This is a genomic window from Okeania hirsuta (assembly GCF_003838195.1).
GTDB classification, from domain to species: domain Bacteria; phylum Cyanobacteriota; class Cyanobacteriia; order Cyanobacteriales; family Microcoleaceae; genus Okeania; species Okeania hirsuta.
Genome location: NZ_RCBY01000003.1, coordinates 25538 through 46452 on the forward strand (window position 1 = coordinate 25538; position 20915 = coordinate 46452).

Sequence of the window (20915 nt, forward strand, 5' to 3'; positions counted from 1 at the left end):
AATACTTATTATCAGGACTTATATCATGTCCGGATAATTAGTGATAAAAAAACTTTCTCTTTTTCTTCCTCTTCCTCTTCCTTCTTCTTTGTTCCCTCCTAACTCCTGTACGTCGCCAATCCGACAGCTCCCCTACCTGACTCCTGACTCCTGAGGACTCCGTCATTTATTTATAAGTATTCAACCGGACATAATATTACGCAAAGACACTATATATAGCGTATGCTAAATGATCGCGATCGCTTACAAGATTATAGCGATCGCCCAGCTTTGCTGATTCTATTCCTATTCATAAAAACTTAAACGACTATCATTTTAATTGTAGTATATTTTATTTGAGTTCAGATACTAGATATTTAGGCGTTGCTGAAGTGCGTGTATGATATTAATCCTAATTACTTAGGAGTCAACCCACCCGCACGCCCCTCCCAGGAGGGGAAGTCAGTCAGACCGAGTCAGAAGGGAAGAAAGAATAAGAAACCCCCAGTAGAAGGGGCTTTGTTGCACAAAGAGAGCTTAGAGGGTAAAAATAACAGTGCGTGGCACAACAAACCTATATCAACGTAGACATGAGTAAGTCCCAATCTAAGTCTAAGTCTAGGTCCAAGTCTAAGTACCGAGTCAGTAACTGGTCTGAGTATGATGCTTCCTTAAAGCAAAGAGGGAGTCTGACATTTTGGCTCACTGACGAGGTAATAGAGCAGTGGGTCAACCACAAGAAGACCGGACGTAGGGGAGCATCGAAAACCTATAGTGATGTGGCTATTGAATTAATGGTGGCTCTCAGCAGCTTATTTGGATTAGCAGGACGACAGACAGAGGGATTTGTGGAATCTATATTTGACTTGATGGGACTAGATTTACCAGTACCAGACCATAACACTGTATGCCGTAGGGTCAGAAAACTAAATATTGCAATACCAGTACATCTAGGTGTGAATGAGGCGACCGGAGAGATTGTCACAGCAGTTGTCACAACCAATGATGTGAGTGAGACCAAGTATTTTCTGACCTATTAGATGGAGTAGAAGGTGAAATAGCCCAAGTTTCAGGTGATGGGGCTGATGACAAATACAAGTGCTATGAGACAGCTCACCAACGAGGGATAAAAACGACCATTCCACCGCGTAAAAATGCTGTGATTAGGCAGCATGGCAACTGTAAAGCCCTACCTGCTCCCAGAGATGAGAACCTCAGACGAATTCGTAAAATAGGACGCCAGAAATGGAAGCATGAAAGTGGATACCATAGACGCTCTCTATCTGTTTGCGTTTGCGTAGCATCCCGTAGGAAAGCATTCCGTAGGAAAACCACTATGTTTAGGCTCAAAGTTTTATTTTGTGGGAAGTTACGAAGACGATCATTTGATAATCAAGCAGTGGAGTTATTCATTCAATGCGCTAGCCAGCAACCGCATGATACAGAATGGTAAACCCGAAAGTTATCAAGTACACATCTAGAACTGCATCTCCCCAGGGAGTTATCTGCGATCGCAACATTCATGCAACAAAGCCGTCACTAAGCGTAAAGTGGCTGGTGGTTCTCGCTTTTGGCCTGGGTTTCGTCGTTCGGCAACATTGTTGAGCGTCATACAGTCTTGTCGCGCTCAGGGTCGCTCTGTTCTTGATTTATTGAGGCGATCACTTTCTTTGGCAATGCGATCGCGTTCTCACGAATTATCTCTCATTCCTATCTCTGAGTAATTGGGATAATTTTGTCAACCCCTACACCTGAATGCTTACCACTAACCTATCTATTTTTTGGAATTATAATGAGAGGATAAAAAAAATAATACTTTATATAATCTATACATATTAATTTTTTAAAGATGAGTAAAACTCGTTGTAATCACAGAGAAAATATAAAAAACTAGAGTTTTATGAAGATTCAGTAAAGATTTTAAATGTGGGGTTGCTTTTGCTAATGAAACATATGAAACATATTAAGAATTTATTAACAGGGGTGACCTTCTTAAAAGTTTAATTGTATTATAAGCAGCGGAGAACTGAGAAAAACTTTATAAATCTCTCAGAGAATTCTCAGATAGTCTCATTAGACTGATGACGAGATAATTGATTAGATTGTGAATTAATTCTGCCATGACCAACTTATTCAAAAATAGTAAAGCATTATTAACACTTGTAAGCGTTAGTTCTGTTATCACTACAGCATCTGTTGCGCAAGCATTAACCTTAAAAGTAGAAGTAGAAAATCTCGGTCTCGATGGTGGTGTGGCCTTGACCCCTGTTTGGGTGGGATTTCATGACGGTAGCTTTGATAGTTATAACGGGGGACTTCCCTCCGAGAAAGGGTTAGAGAGAATTGCTGAGGATGGCAATACTATGCCCATCTCCATAGACTTTCTCGCCAATAAAACCTATGTTCAAGGTGGTATGAGTGGAGTGTTCGACTCAACTCAAGTGGGAACCCGTGTTGATGGTGCCATTGGTGGTGGTCCTATCACCGCAGAAACTATGGCTATGAGTACATTTGACGTAACCCCCGATGAATCTAATCGATGGTTCTCTTATGTATCGATGGTTCTTCCTTCTAATGATTATTATGTTGCCAATGGTAATCCCTTTGCTTGGGATTTAATGGATTTATTTACAGGAAATCAAAGCCAAATTTCCTTTAACATTGGACTCCCCGGAACCGTTAATGATGCTGGAACAGAAGTCAATAATTTTTCTACTTCTGCCGGTAACGGTTTGTTTCCAGAATTACCTGCCGGACAAGGCGGACAAAATCAGGGGGCTGATGAAAATGGAGTTAATGCCAATGTTGCCGATCCTTATGCTAATTTCCTCAATAGACCAACTAATTTTGATACGGCTTTTGCTGACCTCGATTTCAATGATACAACTCTTTATCCCAATGGGATTGCTAGTATCACCATTAGTGTGGAGTCTCAATCCGTTCCCGAATCATCTACCACTGTGGGCTTAATGGCCATGGTCGGATTATTCGTCTTTGGTGGTTTACGTCGTCGCAATCATCACTTTAACTAATTTTTCTCGACACATAACATATCTTTATGGTATCCACTCAATATGATGGGGTAGGCAATTATGATAGCTGCTAAGACCAACCAAGAGAATTAACAGAAGAGCGATCATAAATAATAGTTGCCAGAGAGGGAATATTCCCTCTCCTCAAAATGCGATCGCGTACATATTCAAAAAAGCTCAATCCCAGTTTACGAGTCGTAGTAACAAGGGACATAAAAGTATCCCAAGCTCTCGTCCCTTCAATCGTCTGAGTTCCATAACTGATATTGCGTCTCCTCACCATAGTCGGCAAAAACGACAATTCCACCGCGAAAAAATGCGGTGATTTGGCAACATGGCAACTGTAAAGGGACTCCCCATCCCAGAGATGAAAACTTGAGGTGCATTCGCATCTGTGGCCGCAAGAAATGGAAGCGTGAAAGTGGCTACCATCGACGTTCCCTATCTGTTTGCGTTTGCGTAGCATCCCGTAGGGAAGCATTCCGTAGGAAAACTACTATGTTTAGGCTCAAAGTGATATTTGGAGGACAATTGCGACGACGAAAATTTGATAGTCAGGCAGTAGAGTTATTCATACAATGTGCCATGCCCAAGCGTATGATTCAAACTGGCAAACCCAAAAGCTACAAAGTTGAGAGCTAGTTAACTTCCACTAAGGGAGTTTCTACGAACGCTACTTTCATGCAACAAAGCCATTTTTTTCTGCAAATTTTTTGGCTTCCGAAGTCAGAGAATTTTTGCTAAATAGTTGAGGGATAATTAATCCAGAATTAGCTTGATATTCTGCAAATTCTGGATAGCGAGATAGAGACTTATCTTTTTTCAGCATATTAGGGATAAATATTCCAGCAAAAAATGCTCCTAGAATTAAATAAGGCAACCAATGTTGCACTAACATTGCAAAAGAAAGATAGATAAATATTTCTCCTAAATAGTTAGTATTTCGACAGCGAGCAAAGAATCCTTCTGTGATTAATCCTGGTTTATATTTGAGGGTATAATATTTTTGAGCATCGCTAGTGTAGTGGAAGAAAATGCCAAAAATATTTAGAGAAATTGCAGCAGCTACTAATGATATTGGAGGTTCACTTCCACTACTAATTAAAATGTAGGGAGCTATCCAATATAAGCAGACTATTCCAAAAATTATAATACCTTGTAGAAAAGGAACTTCTTGTTCCCATTGCTTATCTGGATAAATACGGTCTTTCAGTAACCATAAAATTCCATAAGTACCATGTAGGGATAGATATACCCACGCAACTAAAGAAAAATTTTGATAGGCTATCATCAGCGTCAATATAAATATAAAAGTTGTCGCTTTAGATAGATTAATTGGATGTTTTACTTTCATAATTAGTGCTATTTGTCTTTTTAAAAAACTGCTTATAGCTTATATAGGAATAGAGAGGTAGAGCACCGACATAGAGTGATGACTATCCGAATCAGTGGAAATGTTTTTCCCACTATTCCTTATTCCCTACTATATAATACATAGGATTAATTTAAAAGTCAAATTCTATTAGAGAAAACCAACCTTTCTAACCAGCAATAAAAGCAGCAATAACAAACAGAAATAAAATTACTAAAATCCCAATAATTACGGCACTTGAAATTAATAATAAAGAGATAATCGACCATATTCTCTGATGCTTTCTAAATTCAGCAACATTTTTCCATTTGCGGCTTTTCCAAGCCCACTCATTTCCTTTAAGACCTAAAATTATTCCTGTCAGCAACCATCCCATACCTAAGGTAACAAAACTTAAATCAATCCAGGCAATTAATCCTATCCAAACATGATTAGTTAAACACCACAAACCAGGCAAGAAAAATGCCCCCCAATTCCAACCAATAATTTCTGCTGGTACGTCATTTGAACTATGAATAATATTTCCGAGTTTTGGAATAGAAGCTATGGCTGTTTTTGTCTCTATTTTTTGATTCTTTGACTCAGTTTTACTGATTTGAGTTAGTGCAATAATTTCCGGTTCTGGAGGTTGTAGCTGTACTAATATTTCCTCCGCTGATTGGAAGCGATCGCCAGGAATAAAAGCTAACATTCTATTTAAAATACCATCAAACTTCGGACTTAATTTTAGTTCTTTACTCCATTGCCACTGCATTGTTTTTGTATTAATTAACTCTGAGGGAAGTTTACCAGTCATTAATACTAAACAAGTCACTCCTAAAGCATACAAATCACTATGTGGAGCAACTATTCCTAACCGCATTTGTTCGTCAGGAGCATAACCAAATTTACCTAATTTAGTGCCAGAATAAACAACATTTTCGGAACTATCAGCTTTGTGAGAAACTTCGGCAGCAATTTGTTTTACTCCACCCAAATCAATTAAAATTGGTAACCCATCTTCTGCCCGACAAATAATATTATCAGGAGCAATATCTCGATGAATAATTCCTCGACTATGTAGATAATTTAAAACTGGTAATATTTGACGAATAAAGTCAATTATTTCAACTTCGCTAAAAAATTTACCTTGTCGCCGACGTTGACTAAGCAGAGATTCATAAGTTTGCCCTTCAATAAAATCTTGCACCAAAAACAAACATTTATTTTCCCGAATAAATTCCCAAAAACGGGGGATTTGAGGATGATTAATTTGATGTAATATCATTGCTTCTCGGTGAAAAAGTTCCTCCGCTTTTTGTATAAATTCAGTGCCTTGGTTTCCTGGTGTTAATTGTTTTAAAACTACTGCTTGCTTAAATCTACCTGTGTCTTCTGCTAAGTAAGTTTTGCCAAATCCACCTTGACCTATTTGACGAATAATTATGTAGCGGTTTCTTAATTTACTTCCTGGTTTTAATTCCGTAGATGCTGTTTGAAAGGGTTTTATTTCCTCTAGAAAAGCACCACAGTTAGAGCAAAAGCGAGAGGCAATAGTATTGTTATGTCCACAGTTTGTACAAGTAGTCATATTTATTAACTCGAAGGAATAAGGAAGAAGGGTAACTAATAATCCCAATATTAACTTTATGCTTGGCCAACATCTGAATACAAGCATGGTTTATGAGATATTGATATCCCTTGGTATGGCAATGGGTAATTACCAATATTATAGCTTTGCCTATAGGTTTATCTATTTTGGGGGTCGTTACTTTTGCTGCATTTGTGATTATTTTTGAAGTGCCTTTACAAGAAAATGACTGGCCTCCATACCCATTACCATTAGGTTATTTCTTGAAAATTTTGATAACTTGAGTAATTTTAACTGCTTTACAATGGTTTTTGCTACGACAAAAAATTACTTATGCTTCGTGGTGGGCAACATTCAAAAATTAATAATTAACAGTTAATAATTAATAATTACCTCTCCTTGAAAAGAAGATGATTGACGCAGTAGGGAAAATTTTTTCTTCTCTTGATTCGATTGGATATGGCTCCGAGACCCGCTCTTGACAGATCCGCTCCGAAGATCGCCATCCCACCCTACGGGAAGCTACGCTAACGACCGTGATTGGATATGGTGAGGGGACCTCGCCATCCCTCAACCGCTTTTTTCCCCTTAAAAGGGGAGGCTTTAAACCATAATTATTTAATTATTAATTATTAATTATTCGGTAAATAATACAGTTCAGTTAATAGCATTATTTCTGTTTTTGGGAAGTAAATTTAATTATCCGGATTTTATATTAAACTTTAATTATTCGGTAAATATTAAGCTAAATTCCGCCACCTATTACTTTCAATACTAGGGGAAGTTGGATTCTCCTTACTTTTATTCATTAAATCTTCTAAATCTGGAGGAAGAAATCCTCCGACCACACTTTCTAGTTCATATTCTTGTAATGCCACTAAACCATTCTCTACTTGATTAATTTTTTGATTTTTCTTGGCTTTAATTTTCTTCATACTTAATATTTATCTCTTTGTATTGAGGAATTTAGACTCAGTAGAGAAGCTGAGTGGTCATACCAGATTCGGTTATCAAAGATACTTTATGAGGATGCAAGATTCAACCTTTTCTCATCTACCCTAAACTTTCTCTCTGTAAAAGTTAGTATGTAAGCATTCAGCGGTCAGCCATCAGCTATTAGCTATTGCTTTTAGTTTAGGATCAAAGCTTTATTCATTGTCTTACTACAAAAGTTGCCTTCCTTATCCTTAAAGTCTATATTAATTTAAACACTGTCCTATATGAGAGAGTCTTGTTGCTGAAGTCCGCAGTTCCTCCGGAGGAGGCTAGCTGACAGCTAATAGCTGAATGCTTACGTTAGTATAATGTAGGGATGTTCTATGAAATATCCCTGCTCACTACCTAATACTTAATACTTGACTTAAGCTTTTACTTAACACTTAAAAGAATTATTTGTTTCATTACTTTTGTTTAGTGCTTGTTCTAAAATTTGTGACCGGATAAAAGTACGTTGTTGATACAGTGCATAGAGTAATAATTCTTGCTGTTTAATCTGCTCTTGTGTTTTTTGATAAAGTATCTTCCAATCATGTTCTGCTGACATAATAAAGACTCCTTTAGATATCAAATATGAAGTTTAATTTAAAGATAGAGCTTAAAAAATGAAAGAAGAAAAAATTTTATTTTTAGTAAATCCCCTTCTTTTTTATTAATTTTTGAACAGGGGAAAATAGAGTAACTTCATGCCCACAGCAAACTAATTCATCTGTCAAGGAAGCTACTATTAATTCAATGCCACTATAGCCAACGGGAAAAATTTTTTCCCATAAAGGAGTAACTTGAGAAATCCGCATATAAAAATCTCCTAAGTCCTGAGATGAAAATTTTTAGAAGTAATATTTTGGTACACAGTTTTACTCAGCTATAAGCTGTAAATCTTGATAACAAAATATTAATTAAAGTTTTTGGTTATTGCCAAGGTCGGTATAGCCGTTCAAAAGGTAGGGATATCTACACTTTGGTATAATACCTCAGAACTTTAGAACTTTATTCTCATTAGTTAAGCGGACATAATATATAGCGTTTCTCAAATTAGTGAGATACGGTTATCTTTTTATCTTTTTATTCCCTGTTCCCTCAAACCTAAAATTTTGTACCTCACCAGTATAGGAATTGCTATAAAACTTAAAATTAATACTTAATTTAAAGTTCTACTTCACACTTATAATCATTTTTTTTTCCATAATTTTCCATAACTCTGCTTGTACCTTTTCAACTACTTCTTGCTACTCCCTTGACTGAGATTGACGGAATAATTTCATTGTGGGATACCAAGAGATATTTTCTACTTCTTGTAACCAACGCCAATCAGCATTCGTACATACCAAAATAATCTGCTGACATTACTGTTCTAAAATTATAGTAATCAGGAAGCAGACATTCCTCTATGTTTCTACTCCCTGCTCCCTTTTTATTCAAATTTATAGCAATGAGCGCTGGTATATTTACAAATTGCAGGAGGGGTTAAATAGCTAAAAGTTTTATATTATTCCTTCGGAATGCTGCGCAAACGGCAATTTATTCCCCCTGTTGCCTGTTGCCTCTCTTGGTGCGCATTCCCTCTCTTGGTCAGCATTCCGCAAGCGAGCTGGCGTCGTCGCGGGGATTGGTAACTTGTGCCTCCTGAAAGATAACTTAATATCCGAAGTTTCGGTAAATATTTGGTTTGATGGGTTCAGCCTAACCTTTAGAATCTATCTTTGTCAGCAGGGGAACGATCGTTGAATTCGTCAAACCTAGTTTTGTCGAGGAAACACTTGAGGAAATTGAAATAATGAGTTGTGGAGACTTTTAAAGTATGTTTAGTCGATGCTTTAGGAGATTGCTTGCGATTGCCATTTCTTTAGTATTGTGTCTGACACTGGATATTACATCTGCATCTGCAAAAACCCTGTCATTTAAAACAGAAGGGAATATGAAGCGAGACGGCCTCCTAACAGGTCAACTTATATTCAGTGATACAGCTTTACAGGAAGCATTGCGTGAGATGTCGGATCAGCAAGGGTTAGGAGAGCCTATTCCCTTGAGTAGGATTGAAGGAGCTAAGTTCACATTTAAGTATGTTTCTCCCTATTCTGGAGCTGAACATACTGAGGAAACACTGTGCGATAAGAAAGTTTACGATATCAGTGAATTTCAAGATATACCTTTGACTGGGGGAGGTGAACCAACGCTAGCGCTGTCTGGAGGTCAGCCAGAATTTGTTGATTTTAGTTCGTGCATTGAAAAGTTGAGTAGTGTTTCATCTAAGATTTCGTCAGTTGATTCCAGAGTTTTTTCTAGCACAGTAGATTCTCTATTTGGTAAGCTGAATGTATATGATAAAGATGAGATGGGTTATGTACTCTATAAAAGGGTTCGACCGATAAAGTTTGTGTTGAAACCTTAGAACCTGTTTGTATTTTTTATGTAATAATTATGGGGTTTCTGATGAGAACTATTGCAGGAACATGGATAGTGCCACTCACAGTAAGTTTATGGTTATTTTTCACTTCACACGTTCAAGCCATCAATGCTCAAGTTATTAATGCTCAAGTCTTTCATCACTTCTTCTCAAATGACTTAAATTCAGAGGTAGTTATTTCTCGCCTATCTGAAGAAAATTTGTCTCAATTAAAAGAGTCATTTATAGAAGATCGGTTTGATTTTGTTAATACTCTAAGAAGCGATTGTTTGGAATCATCCGATCTGACAGAAATTGAAGACAATTATTGTGCAGTGATTGCCCATTCATTTGATTTTGTGGCTTGGAATAATTTAGGGCAAAAATTGTTTGTTCGAGGACGTGATAAGGCAGCTCTTATGGCTTACGATCATTCACTGTTAATTAATCCAGAATATTCCCTTGGATTAGCTAATCGGTGTGGTGTATTAAGTCGTTTAGGGGAATATAATCAAGCTCTTGTCTCTTGTGAATTAGCCCTTAAGGGGGATGGTCGTTGGGGAATACGAGGAGCTGCTTTAGCTTGGAATAACAAAGGAGACGTTTTATTTAACCTGAAACGTTATCAGGAATCGTTAAGTTCGTTTGATCGCGCGTTGGCAATTAGTCATAATTATGCAGGTGCCCAACGGAATCGAGCAGTTGTTTTACACCAGTTACAAAAAATTACTCAAGAACAAGGAGAGGATAATGATATTCGATTTTCTGAATCTGTTTGATGTGCGCTGGCTATTAGTTTTTTCACCCATTACAAGTGCTATCGCTTGGGGGATGATCGTCTATACCGAATTTGACCCCTGGAACCCTTGGCAGTTCTAAGCTGGAGTTTAGACCAGGGTAAACGCATCTTATTTTGAAGTTCTGACAGAGTCAAAAATGTCAGACTTCTCAGTATTTATATTTAGGGCTTGCTGATTAAATCTAAAACCCACATTCCCCACGACAAAATGTAGTACATAAAGAGAGGGAAACTTGAGTAAGTATTTAGACTTATAGTATAGGGTAAGAAGCCGGGACTTTAGTGAAAAAAAGGTAAAAAAAAGGTGATAATATATACCTGACAAGTCTTTTACGTTAATTACTCCCTGGGGAAAGTCCAATGAAAGAAACAACTTCAGTGGCCATGCCCTCTTGTTTCCATGGATGGTGCGTTCGCGGTAGCGTTGCGTAAGCAAATCACTTTAACAATGTATTTAAGACAAAAGCTCAAAAAACAGGGTTTAGAAACTATATAGGAGGATTATTAGGAGAAAGCCAGAGAAAAAACTTGTCTCAGATATCAAACAACACGATAGGTCTGTCATACCACAAATTACGACATTTCCTAGTTCGAGCCAACTGGTCAGTAGATGCTGGTATGGGAGCGTCGTCTTCAAGTGATGTGGGAATGTCGCCAAACAAAACCTTCTCGTTCATTTGCTTTAATTATAGACGATTCAGGCCACAGAAAAAGCGCACCGCCTGCGCCGAGGAAACCTCGGCGTAAAGACGGAGCAAGAAGTGGTAATTTAACTGCAGGAGTAGGGCGACAATATATAGGAGAAATAGGAAAAACAGATAATAGTATAGTCGTGGTGACAACTCATCTTTATGATGGAGTTAAAAGTCTACCTTTAGACATAGCTTTGTATCAGAAAGCTGATTCTTTTCCAAAGGGAAAAAAGACCCAGAATTTGTCAAGAAACCAGACTTAGCAATGTCTCTAGTAGATCAATTTTTGTCTAGAGGAAACCAACCAGAAATTGTGTTAATTGATGGAGGCTATTATAACAATACATCATTCTTAAATCAACTAGAGAAAAGAAATTTAACTTATATAGGAGGATTAGCTAAAAATAGAAAAGTAATCATCAAAAAACAGGATAACATTAAAGAAGAAATTAGATTAGACAAGCTAGCATAAAGTATACCTCAAAAAGCTTTTCACTTAGTTCAACTAAGTACAAATCATACTACAGAAGTTTTGGTGGCCACATTAAAAGTAGAACTGTCTCGGATGTCAGGTCAAAAAACTATAGCTATCGTTATGAATGTCAAAAGTTTTTCTGATGCCACTAATATTAACTATTATATTACTAATATAGAACACAAATGTGTAACTTCAGATTGGATATTTTCTACTTACTCTCAGAGAAATTGGGTGGAAGTTTTCGTGATTAGAAGCCAAAGGATGGCTAGGGCTAAGAGAATATCAAGTCAGAGATCAAAGAAGCTTGAAAAGGCATTTTACTTTAGTATTTTGTGCTTATACATTTATTATCTGGCATCAGTTAACAGGAGGCATAAGAAGGCGTTGGGCTAACAAAACTTTAGAGACCTTTACTGATACTTTAGAAGCATTTCATACAGCGATATCTTACCGTTTTATCAAGTGGTTAGATGAAAACATCGACGTATTTACCGCTCATAAAGAGAGGTTGGGGTTTGTTTGGGTTTGAAATTTGCTAAAGTCCCGCTATCTGCCACCATTAAACTGTCAAAATTTAACTGATTTTTAAACTCTTTCATGGCTAGTACAAACTGTTTTTGGTCAGATTCATTTCCCGACCCAATTCTCATCCACAATGGTACATCTCCATCGTTTGCGCAAATTAAATCCATGATAAATTGCTTTAAATCGGGTCGTTTATCTCTTGAATATCCAGGGGTCCTCAGTCCTCACAAGTTTCGGAAATTCAAGAACGAGAATAGGGGAAAAAGGGGATGCAGTCCCGCGATGTCGCACGGCGCACCTAGTAGCGCACCAAGCAGGTAGAAAAATGCTCCCATCTCCCCATCTCCCCATCTCCCCATCTCCCCATCTCTTAATTTAAGGTTCTACTTCACACTTATAATCATTTTTTTTCCCATAATTTCCCATAACTCTACTTGTACCTGTTCAACTACTTCTTGCCACTCCCTTGACTGAGACTGACGGAATAATTTCATTGTTGGATACCAAGGAGTATTTTCTCCTTCCTGTAACCAACGCCAATCAGCATTAAAACATAATAAAGTCCATACAGGTTTACCTAATGCTCCTGCTAAATGTGCCACAGAAGTATCAACAGTAATTACCAAATCTAGTCGATCTATTACTGCTGCTGTATCAGCATAATTATTTAACTGAGAACTCATATCTTCTATCTGAATATTGGCAGATATTTTAGTTAATTCTTGAGTTCTTTCTCCTTTTTGCAGACTATGAAATTTTACTCCAGGTACTTGCAAAATTGGTAAAAAGTCAGTTAATTTACAGGAACGATTATGGTCATTTTTATGAGTAGGACTCCCTGCCCAAACAATACCTACTTTATATAGCGCGTCGGGAAGGTTAATAGAGTTAGTATTGGGGTATCTTAAATAAGGAATTTCAACAGGAATTGTTTCTAAAGTTGTGTCAAAAATATAAGGTAAACTCATCAAGGGTACATAAACATCAAATTCTGATAATTTTAGTTCTCCTGGTGGCATTAATTTATCAATTCCTGGAACACTTTTAAAAATAGGAATTAACTCTGGCGTACATACTAAAATAATCTGTTGACAGCGTTTTGCCACTAGAGGAATATAGCGAATAAATTGAATAGCATCTCCTACTCCTTGTTCGGTATGAATTAGCAAAGTTTTATCCATAATATCTTCCCCTTTCCATCGGGGATGAGGACATTGAAAGGGAGTAAATTCTGAAGTTTTCCAACGCCATTCACATTCAGCAAATCCCCGTTTAAAATCTCCATTTTTCAACAATGTCATGCCTAAATTAAAATGAGCTTTGGCAAAACTACCATTAAGATTAATTGCCTCTTCATAATGTTTAATTGCTGCTGCTAATTCACCTTTTTGACTATAAGCATAAGCAAGACTGTTATGAGCATCCGCATTATCTGGCTCTGTCCTAATTACCTGTTGTAAAACATTAATTGCTGCTTCATACTGTTGATTATCTCCTAAAGCTACCCCCAAATTATATTTAGCTCTCGTCAAATCCGGTTGTAACTTCAAACATTCTTGATACTCAGCGATCGCTTCTACTAATTTACCTTCTTGATAGAACTGATTTCCTTTGATTAAATGAGTTTCCGATTTGGCTATTTCTGAAGCTGGTTGTACTGTTTCTGCTAAAGCTTCATCCGGTAAAACATAAGAACTAGCAAGTAAATTTTCATCCCATTCAATAATTTCAGGAAAGCGAATATTCGGCAAAACTGCCACAGAAAATATTTCTTGAACTCCTTCTTCAAATCTTAAAAAAGCAATAGTTTCTCCAGTTAAAATATTTACTACCCATACCCCACATATTCTTTCCTGAAGTTGAGTAATTGGCATCCCAGTAAAAACAGCAGTTTCTCTAACTTGTGATAAACCAATAAATGCTAAATTTCCCCAAAAATCTATACCACGAGTAAACCCAGGCAACTTAGCAATAGTTTCTAATTTTCTCTCGTTTAAATTAACTTTTGCCAAACTCCCATTTCCTGATTCTAATAACCATAATTGTTCCTGATACCATCTAGGAGAATGAGGCATAGATAAACCCCGCATCAATATTTCATTTGTTTCTATATCCATTAATATCCCACCATTAGCTTTATTATTTCTCCAACCAGCAGCAATATCAGTTTCTCCTAAAGCTGTAGCATATTTTGGTAGGTCATTTTTTAAACATAATCCATTCAAATGACAGCGGTCTGTTAAGTCATATCCACTAATAAAAGGAGGTCTCCATCTAGGTACAAAACTATTAGGATGACCAAGAGTACAGAGACAAGAAAAACGAGTATTAATAAACCATAATTCATCCTTTACCCAAGCCATTTCGTGAACATCAATATCCCCAGTCACATGAATATTTCTAGGTAAATAACAAGCATCATGTTTACCAGCAGGTTCTAATTTTTCTCCTACTGCTGGAACGTTGCGAAAATCCCAAATTTGATAAGCAGTTCCCAAGGCAATTTTTTCGTGAGTTGCTGCTAATCCCATGGGTTTATTAAAGGTGCGAAAATGAGTATTAATTACCCCATTATCGGCACGCAATACGATTAATTTACCTGCTTGATAAGTGGAGACAACTAAAGAAATGCCTAACTGGTCTAAAATTTTGGGGAAGTTATTTGTGTGTACGCTTCTTAATAAATAATTGTCGGTATTAACAGGAGCATTAGTTTGATTATTCATTGTCAGGTGATCTAAAGTTAGGGTCAAAATAGGTATAACTATATTAAACAATAAAAATAACTCTGAATCCGGACTATTACCAAACTCCAGACGAATTCCTATATAAAATTTGGTGATTTTTAATTTCTAGAACACTTAATACCAAGCGTGAAAAAATAATGCTACAAAAAAAGGCTGCAAATTATATCTAAAAATAACTTCTCCAATCCTAATAATACCAATTTCGATTGTTTTTCCTTTTTTTCTCGATTTGTTTATTACTTCTTCCTTTATTTGTGCTGAAATTCAAAGCAATATCTCTGTTGGAACAGGGTACTATAGCTCATCCACTATAGTTGGTTCAATTTCAAAATGTGTTCCGGAACAGTTTTCTATTTTTGGTTATTTATCGCAACAGGTTACTATCGCAGATTAGCTATAGCTGTCTCAACTTCAAAATATGTTCCGGAACAGTTTTCTATTTTTGGTTATTTATCGCAACAGGTTACTATCGCAGATTAGCTATAGCTGTCTCAACTTCAAAATATGTTCCGGAACAGTTTTCTATTTTTGGTTATTTATCGCAACAGGTTACTATCGCAGATTAGCTATAGCTGTCTCAACTTCAAAATATGTTCCGGAACAGTTTTCTATTTAGTGAGAGGGATTTTCAAACATAATGGCTTGATATTGGTTTTGAGTAACAGGGTATTTACTTATATAAAAAGGTTGCAGAGTAACTTTATGTTGAGGACTTTCGCCATATATTCCGACTTCATTTTTCGGCGAACCCATAAGAAAAGTACCACCAGGAATAGCCACCATTTCCAACACCATACCATTACCCAAATCTTCAGTAAAAAATACTGCTTCATTGGAACGACGCTCAATTTCTTCACCTTTGTTATTTACCGTTATCACATCAAATTTTTCTTGGTAAAAATAAGAAATAGCAGGAGGCATTTGAGGCCAAATTTTCTTCAAAGCTTCTATAGAAATAGCTAACCCCTCCGCTCCATCTTTCTTCATATTGGTAGCTATACCCAACACATGACCAGTTCCCCAGTCAACAACAGGTGCGCCACTATAACCTCTACGGAGGCGATCGCCTTCATCAACTAACAAATTCCAAACTGCCACTCTTTCATCATTTTGACGAACGAAACGCTTTTTCCCAAAAGTTCCATCAACAGTTTCCAGCAAGATTTTTTTCTCTTCACCATAGAGATAATGACCTGCTGTCCGAAAGTTTCGATTTTTTGCTTCAGATAAACTTATTAAATGGAAAAGTGGCACATTCAGCTTTTCAACTCCCAACACTGCTAAATCAAAACCCGTAATATCTCCTATTGCTAAAACTTTTGCTGGAATATTATTAACCAAAACATTTTCCTCACCACCCACATCCTCAATAACATGAGCGCAGGTTAGCAAATAAGTATAATTATCCTCTCGATAAAAAGCAAATCCAGTGCCAATAACATCTGCTTTGAAAGAGTTGTCACTAGCACTGGTAATTAAAACAATAAATTCTTCTAAATTACTCATTCTCTGACTTTTTCAGCTTGTTCAATTTCCATATCTTTATTAATTTCTTGCCAAGCTTCAGCAATAGGACGACTAATACTAATTAATATAGGTTTAACTTTAGCAAAACTAGACTTAACTTCTTTAATAAGATTAGTAGAAATAGGTTTGGCTTCATTGTCTGGGACTTCTGCCTCAACTAAAATACCATCTTCTAATTCAATTAATCTGGTGGCCATATATAATTCTTGGTAAATTTAACTGCTATTCCATTCCAGGACATCATATTAAATCCGGATGATTTGTTATTCCAAGTCATTGCGACGGTTACTCCGTGGAAGGAAGCAATCTCAGGGGTTGTGCGAGATTGCTTCCTATCATCACAATGACAACTTTTCAGCAGGATTCTATATTACTCTAATTTTCAGGATAATTTCTAGGTACAGGAAAATTTAACTTGGTGGCAACTCACCCTCAAAATAGAGCGATCGCCCAAGTTCTGATTATTAAACTAAAGAACTTAACTTCTGACTTCTGGTTTCTGACTTCAGCTATAACTGTCAGAAATTTCTCTCACTTCCTCAACAGCGAAATTAAGAATTTGTGCAACTTGTGCCACATCCATTCCTGTTGCTAATAGTTGAGAAACAGCATTTATTCGTGCTTGTTCAGCTTGTTCAGCTCGTTGACGTTCCTGTTGAGCCTGTTGTTCAGCTTGTTCAGCACGAGCTTTTTCTAGTTCTGCCCTTTCTGCTCCTGTTAACAACAAATTACCATCTTTGTCCCACCAACGTAACCAAGATAAGGAGAATAAGATTTATCAGACCTAATAACTCTTCTTGCACCAGTCTTTACATTTACTATTAATAATATTTAATAGCCCATTGCATAGAGAGTTTTTCTATGTTTAGAAAAAGCTAAACTAGCTACTTTACTATTACCTAATTTACCAATAATTGTAGTTTTGGCAGTAGTGGGATTTATTCTGACTAAATCTGTTGTTTTTTGGTCACGCCACCGAATACCATAGAGTATATTTACACAAAAAGCAATATCAACTATATGCATACCTATAGAACCAATTAAGACTGTTTTTCCTGATTCTATATCTAGGGTATAGAGATTACTTGCTTTGCCTTTAGAGTACAAATCTTGAATATAGATTAATCCTTTAGTATTTTTATAGACTACGTCTAAATAATTGATAATTGATAATGGATAATTGATAATTACTTGTTGTTTTTCATCCTTGATTGTTGGTATTATAGGGGTTTTGTTAGAAGACGTAGGTTGGGTTGAAGAATGAAACCCAACACCACTAACATTTTGTTGGGTTTATCCTCCGGATAAGCTGCGCTTTTCATGTCGCGCAGCGAAACGCTAACGCTCAACCCAACCTATATCTCATAACTATTCCCTATTCCCTATTCTCTATTCCCTGTTATAACTGATAACTGAAAATGACTACTGTACTTAATGTCTCACCCAACAATTTGTCAGCACCCCCGGTGTTGAACGTGTAGCTCAACGTGCTTTGCGTTATTTAAAATCTGGCTATTCAGTTCATTTACGGGGTCCCGCAGGAGTAGGCAAAACAACCCTTGCATTACACCTTGCTCATCTACGTCGTCAACCCATTGTTTTAATGTTTGGGGATGACGAATTTAAAACCTCAGATTTAATAGGTAATCAATCTGGATATACTAGGAAAAAAGTTGTGGATAATTATATCCATACCGTATTAAAAGTTGAGGATGAACTGAAACATCATTATCATTAATACTGGGGTGGTTTTGGATGGCAGTCTAGATTTAGGTTTGGCGGAGTTAAGTTTGATTCATGCTCGTTTACACTTAGTTTTAACTTCTAAACCGATCGATCAAAGGAAAAAATAAGTGGCAGTCCTGCAACCATGTTCTTTCAGGAACAAACTTAACAGGTTTGCCAATCACAACAACTTCTGCTTTCTGAAAATTTCGAGCTGCAAATACCCCTTTTCCCTCATGAGTATTTTTAACTAGAACATCTAAATCAACGACATTTGCAACCGTTGCAAAATCAACTTCTGCACTTTGTAGCTTTTGTGTTGTTTGTGTCATACTTTTTAAGTCCTAAAACTAAATTGTTTGAAGATCGGTTTTTGTAAAGTATGTTGTCTTGGTAAAGAGAGTGGGCAATACCCACCCTCAAAGCTAGTTCAAGCAATTGCGATAGAGGATCGCGCTAGTTAACAGGTAATGGAACTGGTTATGACTTACACGGAAAATCATTGTCAAACTGTTCAGGAGTCTTATAATATGTACCCTGGGGGAAATACTCACCCATAACCTCCGGTTCGTCACCAGGGATTTTGGTATTTTGGGGTGCGTATTCAAACTCATTCATCTGCATTTGCCAACGGTTCCGGAGCTCGCCTAGGTACATATCCCCAAACCCATCACCGGCGGCTGGAAACTCTAACCAGGCATAACCACATTCATAATTTGCATTCTTCGGACGATAGGATGGCCGACTGACAACTACGGTGTAATAACCGTTTTCATCCACTGGAATCTCTTCGTCAAAGACGCTATCAATAACTCGTGATCGAGACAGAGGCTCGTCTGTAGACCAAGAAAAATAGCGCATTTCAGCATCCCTCGTGCGATTGAAGATTTTATTACCAAAATAGGTCTTGGGAGTCTTAGGTTTTTTGCCTCGCAAGACCAAGATTTCCCCAAAATTGCGATCCATCCACGTCGTCAGATAAACCGTTGTCGAATTGATAAATCCGCCGGAACCAACATTCGGATCTGTAGGTTGAGGGCACTGATCTGCGTTATCGGGGCCTTGCTCAAAGTTAGCACAGAAATTATACTTTGCAGTCCACTCGCGGATGATGTAGGGAGGATCTTGGGCAGGCCAAGTATCAGGTCTGTCTTGGTTGTACCACTCCGTGCGATCGCGCTCTGCTTTATAAGCAACTGGATCGAATGCTGGACTTGGATAAACACTACCCATACTGCCTTTGAACTTGGAGTATTTGTTTCTGCAGAGTGCATCGCCCTCAATGACCCTACCATTTTCCCTGATAATTTTCGCCTCGGGTAATTCCGTATCCCCCAGCAGGTTTGTTCCCTTATCGGGGACATAGAGTCGCATTACTACGATATACCCAATATTGGGGAACTCTTTCTCCCCAAGGTATAAAGTATTGGGTTCGAGCTTCAATTGTTCTGCTGCCTCGGGGAAAGCATCGCTAAATAATTCTTCAAATTCAGGAAGATCCTCGGGAATCTTGGGCAATTTTTCAACCAACTTGGGTAAGACTTTAACAAGTGCCTCTTTGAAGTCTGGAGAATTTTCGGGGATCTGTTGCAACTTTTCCCCTGGTTTTAAAGACTTATTTGGCGTGAGTCCGATGCGCTATCTCAAGATACGACGACTTAATGCAGTGCGACAACGCCTGAAAGCAAGCGAACCAGAAAATTGTTCCATCGTCTTCCTTGCTAATGAATTTGGGTTCTACTGTCCGAGTCATTTTACTAGAGATTACAAAGCCATGTTTGGGGAGTTGCCTTCAGAGACTTTAGCAAAACACTGCAAAAGTTAGCTTGAGTATTGAGCGATAAATATATTCGAAATCTAAAGTTTTTCTTATAATTATTATATTTTTAACAATTTAATGCTATAGCTTGCTTCCCAATATATTCAGTAGACAGAGCGATCGTGAATATTCTCAAATTTTCCTGCTTCAGTCACAGCAATAAATTAACTTCTGACTTCTGTACGGGCGAATGGCCATTTACTGACGCAGAGCTGCCGCTAACGCCCCTACCAATTCTGACTTCAAATATATGTTACCAGATTACAAAAACAGTTTAAAAAATGGGTTAGTGTTGAGGACGTAAAGTTAATAAATCTAGATAAAATCTACTTTTCAGCACATCTAATACCCCACTTGAAATAGCAGTCAGCGCTCAGCGGTCAGCTATCAGCTCTCATGAGGAGGCTTTAATGAATATAGACTGTTTCAGCCAGTTTTTATAGTAAGTATAAATTCTGACAATTAGTCAAGCTTTGATCTCAAACTCAAAGCAATAGCTGATGGCTGTTTGCGTAGCATCCCGTAGGGAAGTGCTGACGGCTGTTTGCGCAGCATTCCGGAGGAAATGCTTACTAACAAATAAATAATGTTGACAATTATTGGTTGCGGTAATCTTAACCGTAGTGATGATGGGGTAGGAGTAATTATTGCTCAACGCTTGCAGCAATATTTGACTGAACATCCTCATCCGAATGTCCGGGTTTATGACTGCGGTACTGCGGGAATGGAAGTGATGTTTCAGGCACGGGGAACTCAGCAATTAATTATTCTGGATGCTAGTGCTACAGGTTCTGAACCAGGTGCAATATTTAAAGTTCCTAGTTCGGAGTTGGAAGCACTGCCAGAACCTAGTTATAGTTTGCATGATTTTCGTTGGGATAATGCTTTGGCGGTGGGTCGAAAAATATTTCGAGAGGATTTTCCTCAAGATGTAATTGTCTATTTAATAGAAGCTGAAAATTTGGATTTTGGTCTAGAACTTTCTTCTGTAGTTCAGCATTCTGCTGAGAAGGTTTTTCAAGAACTTATATCAACTTTAATTGATTAAGTACCCGTGCAAAATTAATTTAAAATTTTGGCATGAGGGAACAGAGAACAGGAAATATAACTGAGTAGTAAATATACAAATATTGTTCTTATTTACTTAGTTATCAATTACTGGAAATTGAGAATTAGGAGTGGAAAATTTGTCTTTTTAGCTTATTTCTTCTTCCTTAAATTTAGCCATCTATCAGTTTTTCTGAAAGTCAAGTAAAGCCAAAGAAAAA

At 37.3% G+C, this 20915-nt stretch carries 23 protein-coding genes and 4 pseudogenes; 12 read left to right on the forward strand and 15 right to left on the reverse strand.

What is annotated here, in order from left to right; all coding sequences use genetic code 11:
• Positions 1-37: 37 nt before the first annotated feature.
• The gene (locus tag D5R40_RS40630; protein WP_282433592.1) at positions 38-166 is read right to left on the reverse strand and encodes a hypothetical protein; all 129 of its coding nucleotides are present in this window, start codon (positions 164-166) and stop codon (positions 38-40) included.
• Between the two features lie 373 nt (positions 167-539).
• On the opposite strand from D5R40_RS40630, the gene D5R40_RS43440 reads away from it, so the two are divergent.
• The 3 genes from D5R40_RS43440 (at position 540) to D5R40_RS00990 (ending at position 3011) form a co-directional block, all read left to right on the forward strand.
• Positions 540-1019: a transposase gene (locus tag D5R40_RS43440; RefSeq protein ID WP_445974408.1), complete on the forward strand. Its 480-nt coding sequence runs from the start codon at positions 540-542 to the stop codon at positions 1017-1019.
• Positions 1020-1529: 510 nt separating this feature from the next.
• Complete coding sequence (locus tag D5R40_RS34305; protein ID WP_161564383.1) at positions 1530-1703, forward strand: hypothetical protein; 174 nt, start codon at positions 1530-1532, stop codon at positions 1701-1703.
• A gap of 396 nt (positions 1704-2099) precedes the next feature.
• Positions 2100-3011: a spondin domain-containing protein gene (locus D5R40_RS00990; protein ID WP_124143849.1), complete on the forward strand. Its 912-nt coding sequence runs from the start codon at positions 2100-2102 to the stop codon at positions 3009-3011.
• Positions 3012-3081: 70 nt separating this feature from the next.
• On the opposite strand, the gene D5R40_RS36905 is transcribed toward D5R40_RS00990, so the two are convergent.
• The gene (locus tag D5R40_RS36905) at positions 3082-3225 is read right to left on the reverse strand and encodes a hypothetical protein (RefSeq protein ID WP_192901066.1); all 144 of its coding nucleotides are present in this window, start codon (positions 3223-3225) and stop codon (positions 3082-3084) included.
• Positions 3226-3296: 71 nt separating this feature from the next.
• On the opposite strand from D5R40_RS36905, the pseudogene D5R40_RS00995 reads away from it, so the two are divergent.
• A pseudogene (locus D5R40_RS00995) lies at positions 3297-3653 on the forward strand (hypothetical protein); the annotation flags it as partial.
• A gap of 37 nt (positions 3654-3690) precedes the next feature.
• Here D5R40_RS00995 and D5R40_RS01000 read toward each other — a convergent pair.
• Entirely contained in the window at positions 3691-4365 is a 675-nt protein-coding gene (locus D5R40_RS01000) for a methyltransferase family protein (RefSeq protein ID WP_124154129.1), read from the reverse strand.
• A gap of 187 nt (positions 4366-4552) precedes the next feature.
• The gene (locus D5R40_RS01005; RefSeq protein ID WP_240041522.1) at positions 4553-5953 is read right to left on the reverse strand and encodes a serine/threonine-protein kinase; all 1401 of its coding nucleotides are present in this window, start codon (positions 5951-5953) and stop codon (positions 4553-4555) included.
• 110 nt (positions 5954-6063) lie between these two features.
• Between D5R40_RS01005 and D5R40_RS34310 the strand changes: the two genes are divergently transcribed.
• Entirely contained in the window at positions 6064-6237 is a 174-nt protein-coding gene (locus tag D5R40_RS34310) for a hypothetical protein (RefSeq protein ID WP_161564384.1), read from the forward strand.
• Positions 6238-6693: 456 nt separating this feature from the next.
• Here D5R40_RS34310 and D5R40_RS01010 read toward each other — a convergent pair whose 3' ends face one another.
• From D5R40_RS01010 to D5R40_RS01015, 3 genes are all read right to left on the reverse strand, one after another.
• Positions 6694-6888, reverse strand: coding sequence for a hypothetical protein (locus tag D5R40_RS01010; RefSeq protein WP_124143851.1), 195 nt, complete (start codon positions 6886-6888; stop codon positions 6694-6696).
• 437 nt (positions 6889-7325) lie between these two features.
• Positions 7326-7496, reverse strand: a complete 171-nt coding sequence (locus D5R40_RS34315; RefSeq protein WP_161564385.1) for a hypothetical protein — start codon at positions 7494-7496, stop codon at positions 7326-7328.
• An 82-nt stretch (positions 7497-7578) separates the two neighbouring features.
• The gene (locus D5R40_RS01015) at positions 7579-7746 is read right to left on the reverse strand and encodes a hypothetical protein (RefSeq protein ID WP_205127273.1); all 168 of its coding nucleotides are present in this window, start codon (positions 7744-7746) and stop codon (positions 7579-7581) included.
• 1121 nt (positions 7747-8867) lie between these two features.
• Here D5R40_RS01015 and D5R40_RS01020 point away from each other — a divergent pair.
• From D5R40_RS01020 to D5R40_RS01030, 3 genes and pseudogenes are all read left to right on the forward strand, one after another.
• Positions 8868-9341: a hypothetical protein gene (locus D5R40_RS01020; RefSeq protein WP_124143852.1), complete on the forward strand. Its 474-nt coding sequence runs from the start codon at positions 8868-8870 to the stop codon at positions 9339-9341.
• A 41-nt stretch (positions 9342-9382) separates the two neighbouring features.
• Positions 9383-10114, forward strand: a complete 732-nt coding sequence (locus D5R40_RS01025) for a tetratricopeptide repeat protein (protein ID WP_161564386.1) — start codon at positions 9383-9385, stop codon at positions 10112-10114.
• A 380-nt stretch (positions 10115-10494) separates the two neighbouring features.
• A pseudogene (locus D5R40_RS01030) lies at positions 10495-11833 on the forward strand (IS701 family transposase).
• A 16-nt stretch (positions 11834-11849) separates the two neighbouring features.
• Here the strand turns inward: D5R40_RS01030 and D5R40_RS01035 are convergent.
• From D5R40_RS01035 to D5R40_RS01060, 6 genes and pseudogenes are all read right to left on the reverse strand, one after another.
• A pseudogene (locus D5R40_RS01035) lies at positions 11850-12044 on the reverse strand (IS1634 family transposase); the annotation flags it as partial.
• A gap of 168 nt (positions 12045-12212) precedes the next feature.
• A complete protein-coding gene (locus tag D5R40_RS01040) occupies positions 12213-14555 on the reverse strand; it encodes a TIGR03032 family protein (protein WP_124143854.1) in 2343 nt (780 codons plus the stop codon).
• A 633-nt stretch (positions 14556-15188) separates the two neighbouring features.
• Complete coding sequence (locus D5R40_RS01045) at positions 15189-16082, reverse strand: SUMF1/EgtB/PvdO family nonheme iron enzyme (RefSeq protein ID WP_124143855.1); 894 nt, start codon at positions 16080-16082, stop codon at positions 15189-15191.
• Positions 16079-16300, reverse strand: a complete 222-nt coding sequence (locus tag D5R40_RS01050; RefSeq protein WP_240038825.1) for a hypothetical protein — start codon at positions 16298-16300, stop codon at positions 16079-16081. The genes D5R40_RS01045 and D5R40_RS01050 overlap by 4 nt, the downstream gene beginning before the upstream one ends.
• A 308-nt stretch (positions 16301-16608) precedes the next feature.
• Positions 16609-16827 (reverse strand): hypothetical protein, encoded by a 219-nt coding sequence (locus D5R40_RS01055; RefSeq protein ID WP_124143856.1) that lies wholly within the window; start codon positions 16825-16827, stop codon positions 16609-16611.
• A gap of 107 nt (positions 16828-16934) precedes the next feature.
• Positions 16935-17210, reverse strand: a complete 276-nt coding sequence (locus tag D5R40_RS01060; RefSeq protein ID WP_124143857.1) for a hypothetical protein — start codon at positions 17208-17210, stop codon at positions 16935-16937.
• A 311-nt stretch (positions 17211-17521) separates the two neighbouring features.
• Between D5R40_RS01060 and D5R40_RS01065 the strand changes: the two are divergent.
• A pseudogene (locus D5R40_RS01065) lies at positions 17522-17835 on the forward strand (AAA family ATPase); the annotation flags it as partial.
• A 13-nt stretch (positions 17836-17848) separates the two neighbouring features.
• Positions 17849-17956, forward strand: coding sequence for a hypothetical protein (locus D5R40_RS01070; protein ID WP_240038826.1), 108 nt, complete (start codon positions 17849-17851; stop codon positions 17954-17956).
• Here the strand turns inward: D5R40_RS01070 and D5R40_RS01075 are convergent.
• Positions 17921-18160 (reverse strand): hypothetical protein, encoded by a 240-nt coding sequence (locus D5R40_RS01075; protein ID WP_124143858.1) that lies wholly within the window; start codon positions 18158-18160, stop codon positions 17921-17923. The genes D5R40_RS01070 and D5R40_RS01075 overlap by 36 nt on opposite strands.
• 148 nt (positions 18161-18308) lie before the next feature.
• Positions 18309-19421 (reverse strand): hypothetical protein, encoded by a 1113-nt coding sequence (locus D5R40_RS01080; protein ID WP_124154130.1) that lies wholly within the window; start codon positions 19419-19421, stop codon positions 18309-18311.
• On the opposite strand from D5R40_RS01080, the gene D5R40_RS01085 reads away from it, so the two are divergent.
• Positions 19387-19653: a helix-turn-helix domain-containing protein gene (locus D5R40_RS01085; RefSeq protein WP_282433594.1), complete on the forward strand. Its 267-nt coding sequence runs from the start codon at positions 19387-19389 to the stop codon at positions 19651-19653. The genes D5R40_RS01080 and D5R40_RS01085 overlap by 35 nt on opposite strands.
• 580 nt (positions 19654-20233) lie before the next feature.
• Positions 20234-20695, forward strand: a complete 462-nt coding sequence (locus D5R40_RS01090) for a hydrogenase maturation protease (RefSeq protein ID WP_124143860.1) — start codon at positions 20234-20236, stop codon at positions 20693-20695.
• Positions 20696-20915 lie beyond the last annotated feature (220 nt).

Excerpts from the sequence above, each read along its gene's own strand:
- D5R40_RS01010 (WP_124143851.1), bottom strand. The coding sequence starts at position 6,888 with ATGAAGAAAATTAAAGCCAAGAAAAATCAAAAAATTAATCAAGTAGAG.
- D5R40_RS01025 (WP_161564386.1), top strand. The coding sequence starts at position 9,383 with ATGAGAACTATTGCAGGAACATGGATAGTGCCACTCACAGTAAGTTTA.
- D5R40_RS01005 (WP_240041522.1), bottom strand. The coding sequence starts at position 5,953 with ATGACTACTTGTACAAACTGTGGACATAACAATACTATTGCCTCTCGC.
- D5R40_RS01050 (WP_240038825.1), bottom strand. The coding sequence starts at position 16,300 with ATGGCCACCAGATTAATTGAATTAGAAGATGGTATTTTAGTTGAGGCA.
- D5R40_RS01075 (WP_124143858.1), bottom strand. The coding sequence starts at position 18,160 with ATGACACAAACAACACAAAAGCTACAAAGTGCAGAAGTTGATTTTGCA.
- D5R40_RS01090 (WP_124143860.1), top strand. The coding sequence starts at position 20,234 with ATGTTGACAATTATTGGTTGCGGTAATCTTAACCGTAGTGATGATGGG.
- D5R40_RS01015 (WP_205127273.1), bottom strand. The coding sequence starts at position 7,746 with ATGCGGATTTCTCAAGTTACTCCTTTATGGGAAAAAATTTTTCCCGTT.
- D5R40_RS00990 (WP_124143849.1), top strand. The coding sequence starts at position 2,100 with ATGACCAACTTATTCAAAAATAGTAAAGCATTATTAACACTTGTAAGC.
- D5R40_RS01020 (WP_124143852.1), top strand. The coding sequence starts at position 8,868 with ATGAAGCGAGACGGCCTCCTAACAGGTCAACTTATATTCAGTGATACA.
- D5R40_RS01045 (WP_124143855.1), bottom strand. The coding sequence starts at position 16,082 with ATGAGTAATTTAGAAGAATTTATTGTTTTAATTACCAGTGCTAGTGAC.
- D5R40_RS36905 (WP_192901066.1), bottom strand. The coding sequence starts at position 3,225 with ATGTCCCTTGTTACTACGACTCGTAAACTGGGATTGAGCTTTTTTGAA.
- D5R40_RS01040 (WP_124143854.1), bottom strand. The coding sequence starts at position 14,555 with ATGAATAATCAAACTAATGCTCCTGTTAATACCGACAATTATTTATTA.
- D5R40_RS34315 (WP_161564385.1), bottom strand. The coding sequence starts at position 7,496 with ATGTCAGCAGAACATGATTGGAAGATACTTTATCAAAAAACACAAGAG.
- D5R40_RS01000 (WP_124154129.1), bottom strand. The coding sequence starts at position 4,365 with ATGAAAGTAAAACATCCAATTAATCTATCTAAAGCGACAACTTTTATA.
- D5R40_RS40630 (WP_282433592.1), bottom strand. The coding sequence starts at position 166 with ATGACGGAGTCCTCAGGAGTCAGGAGTCAGGTAGGGGAGCTGTCGGAT.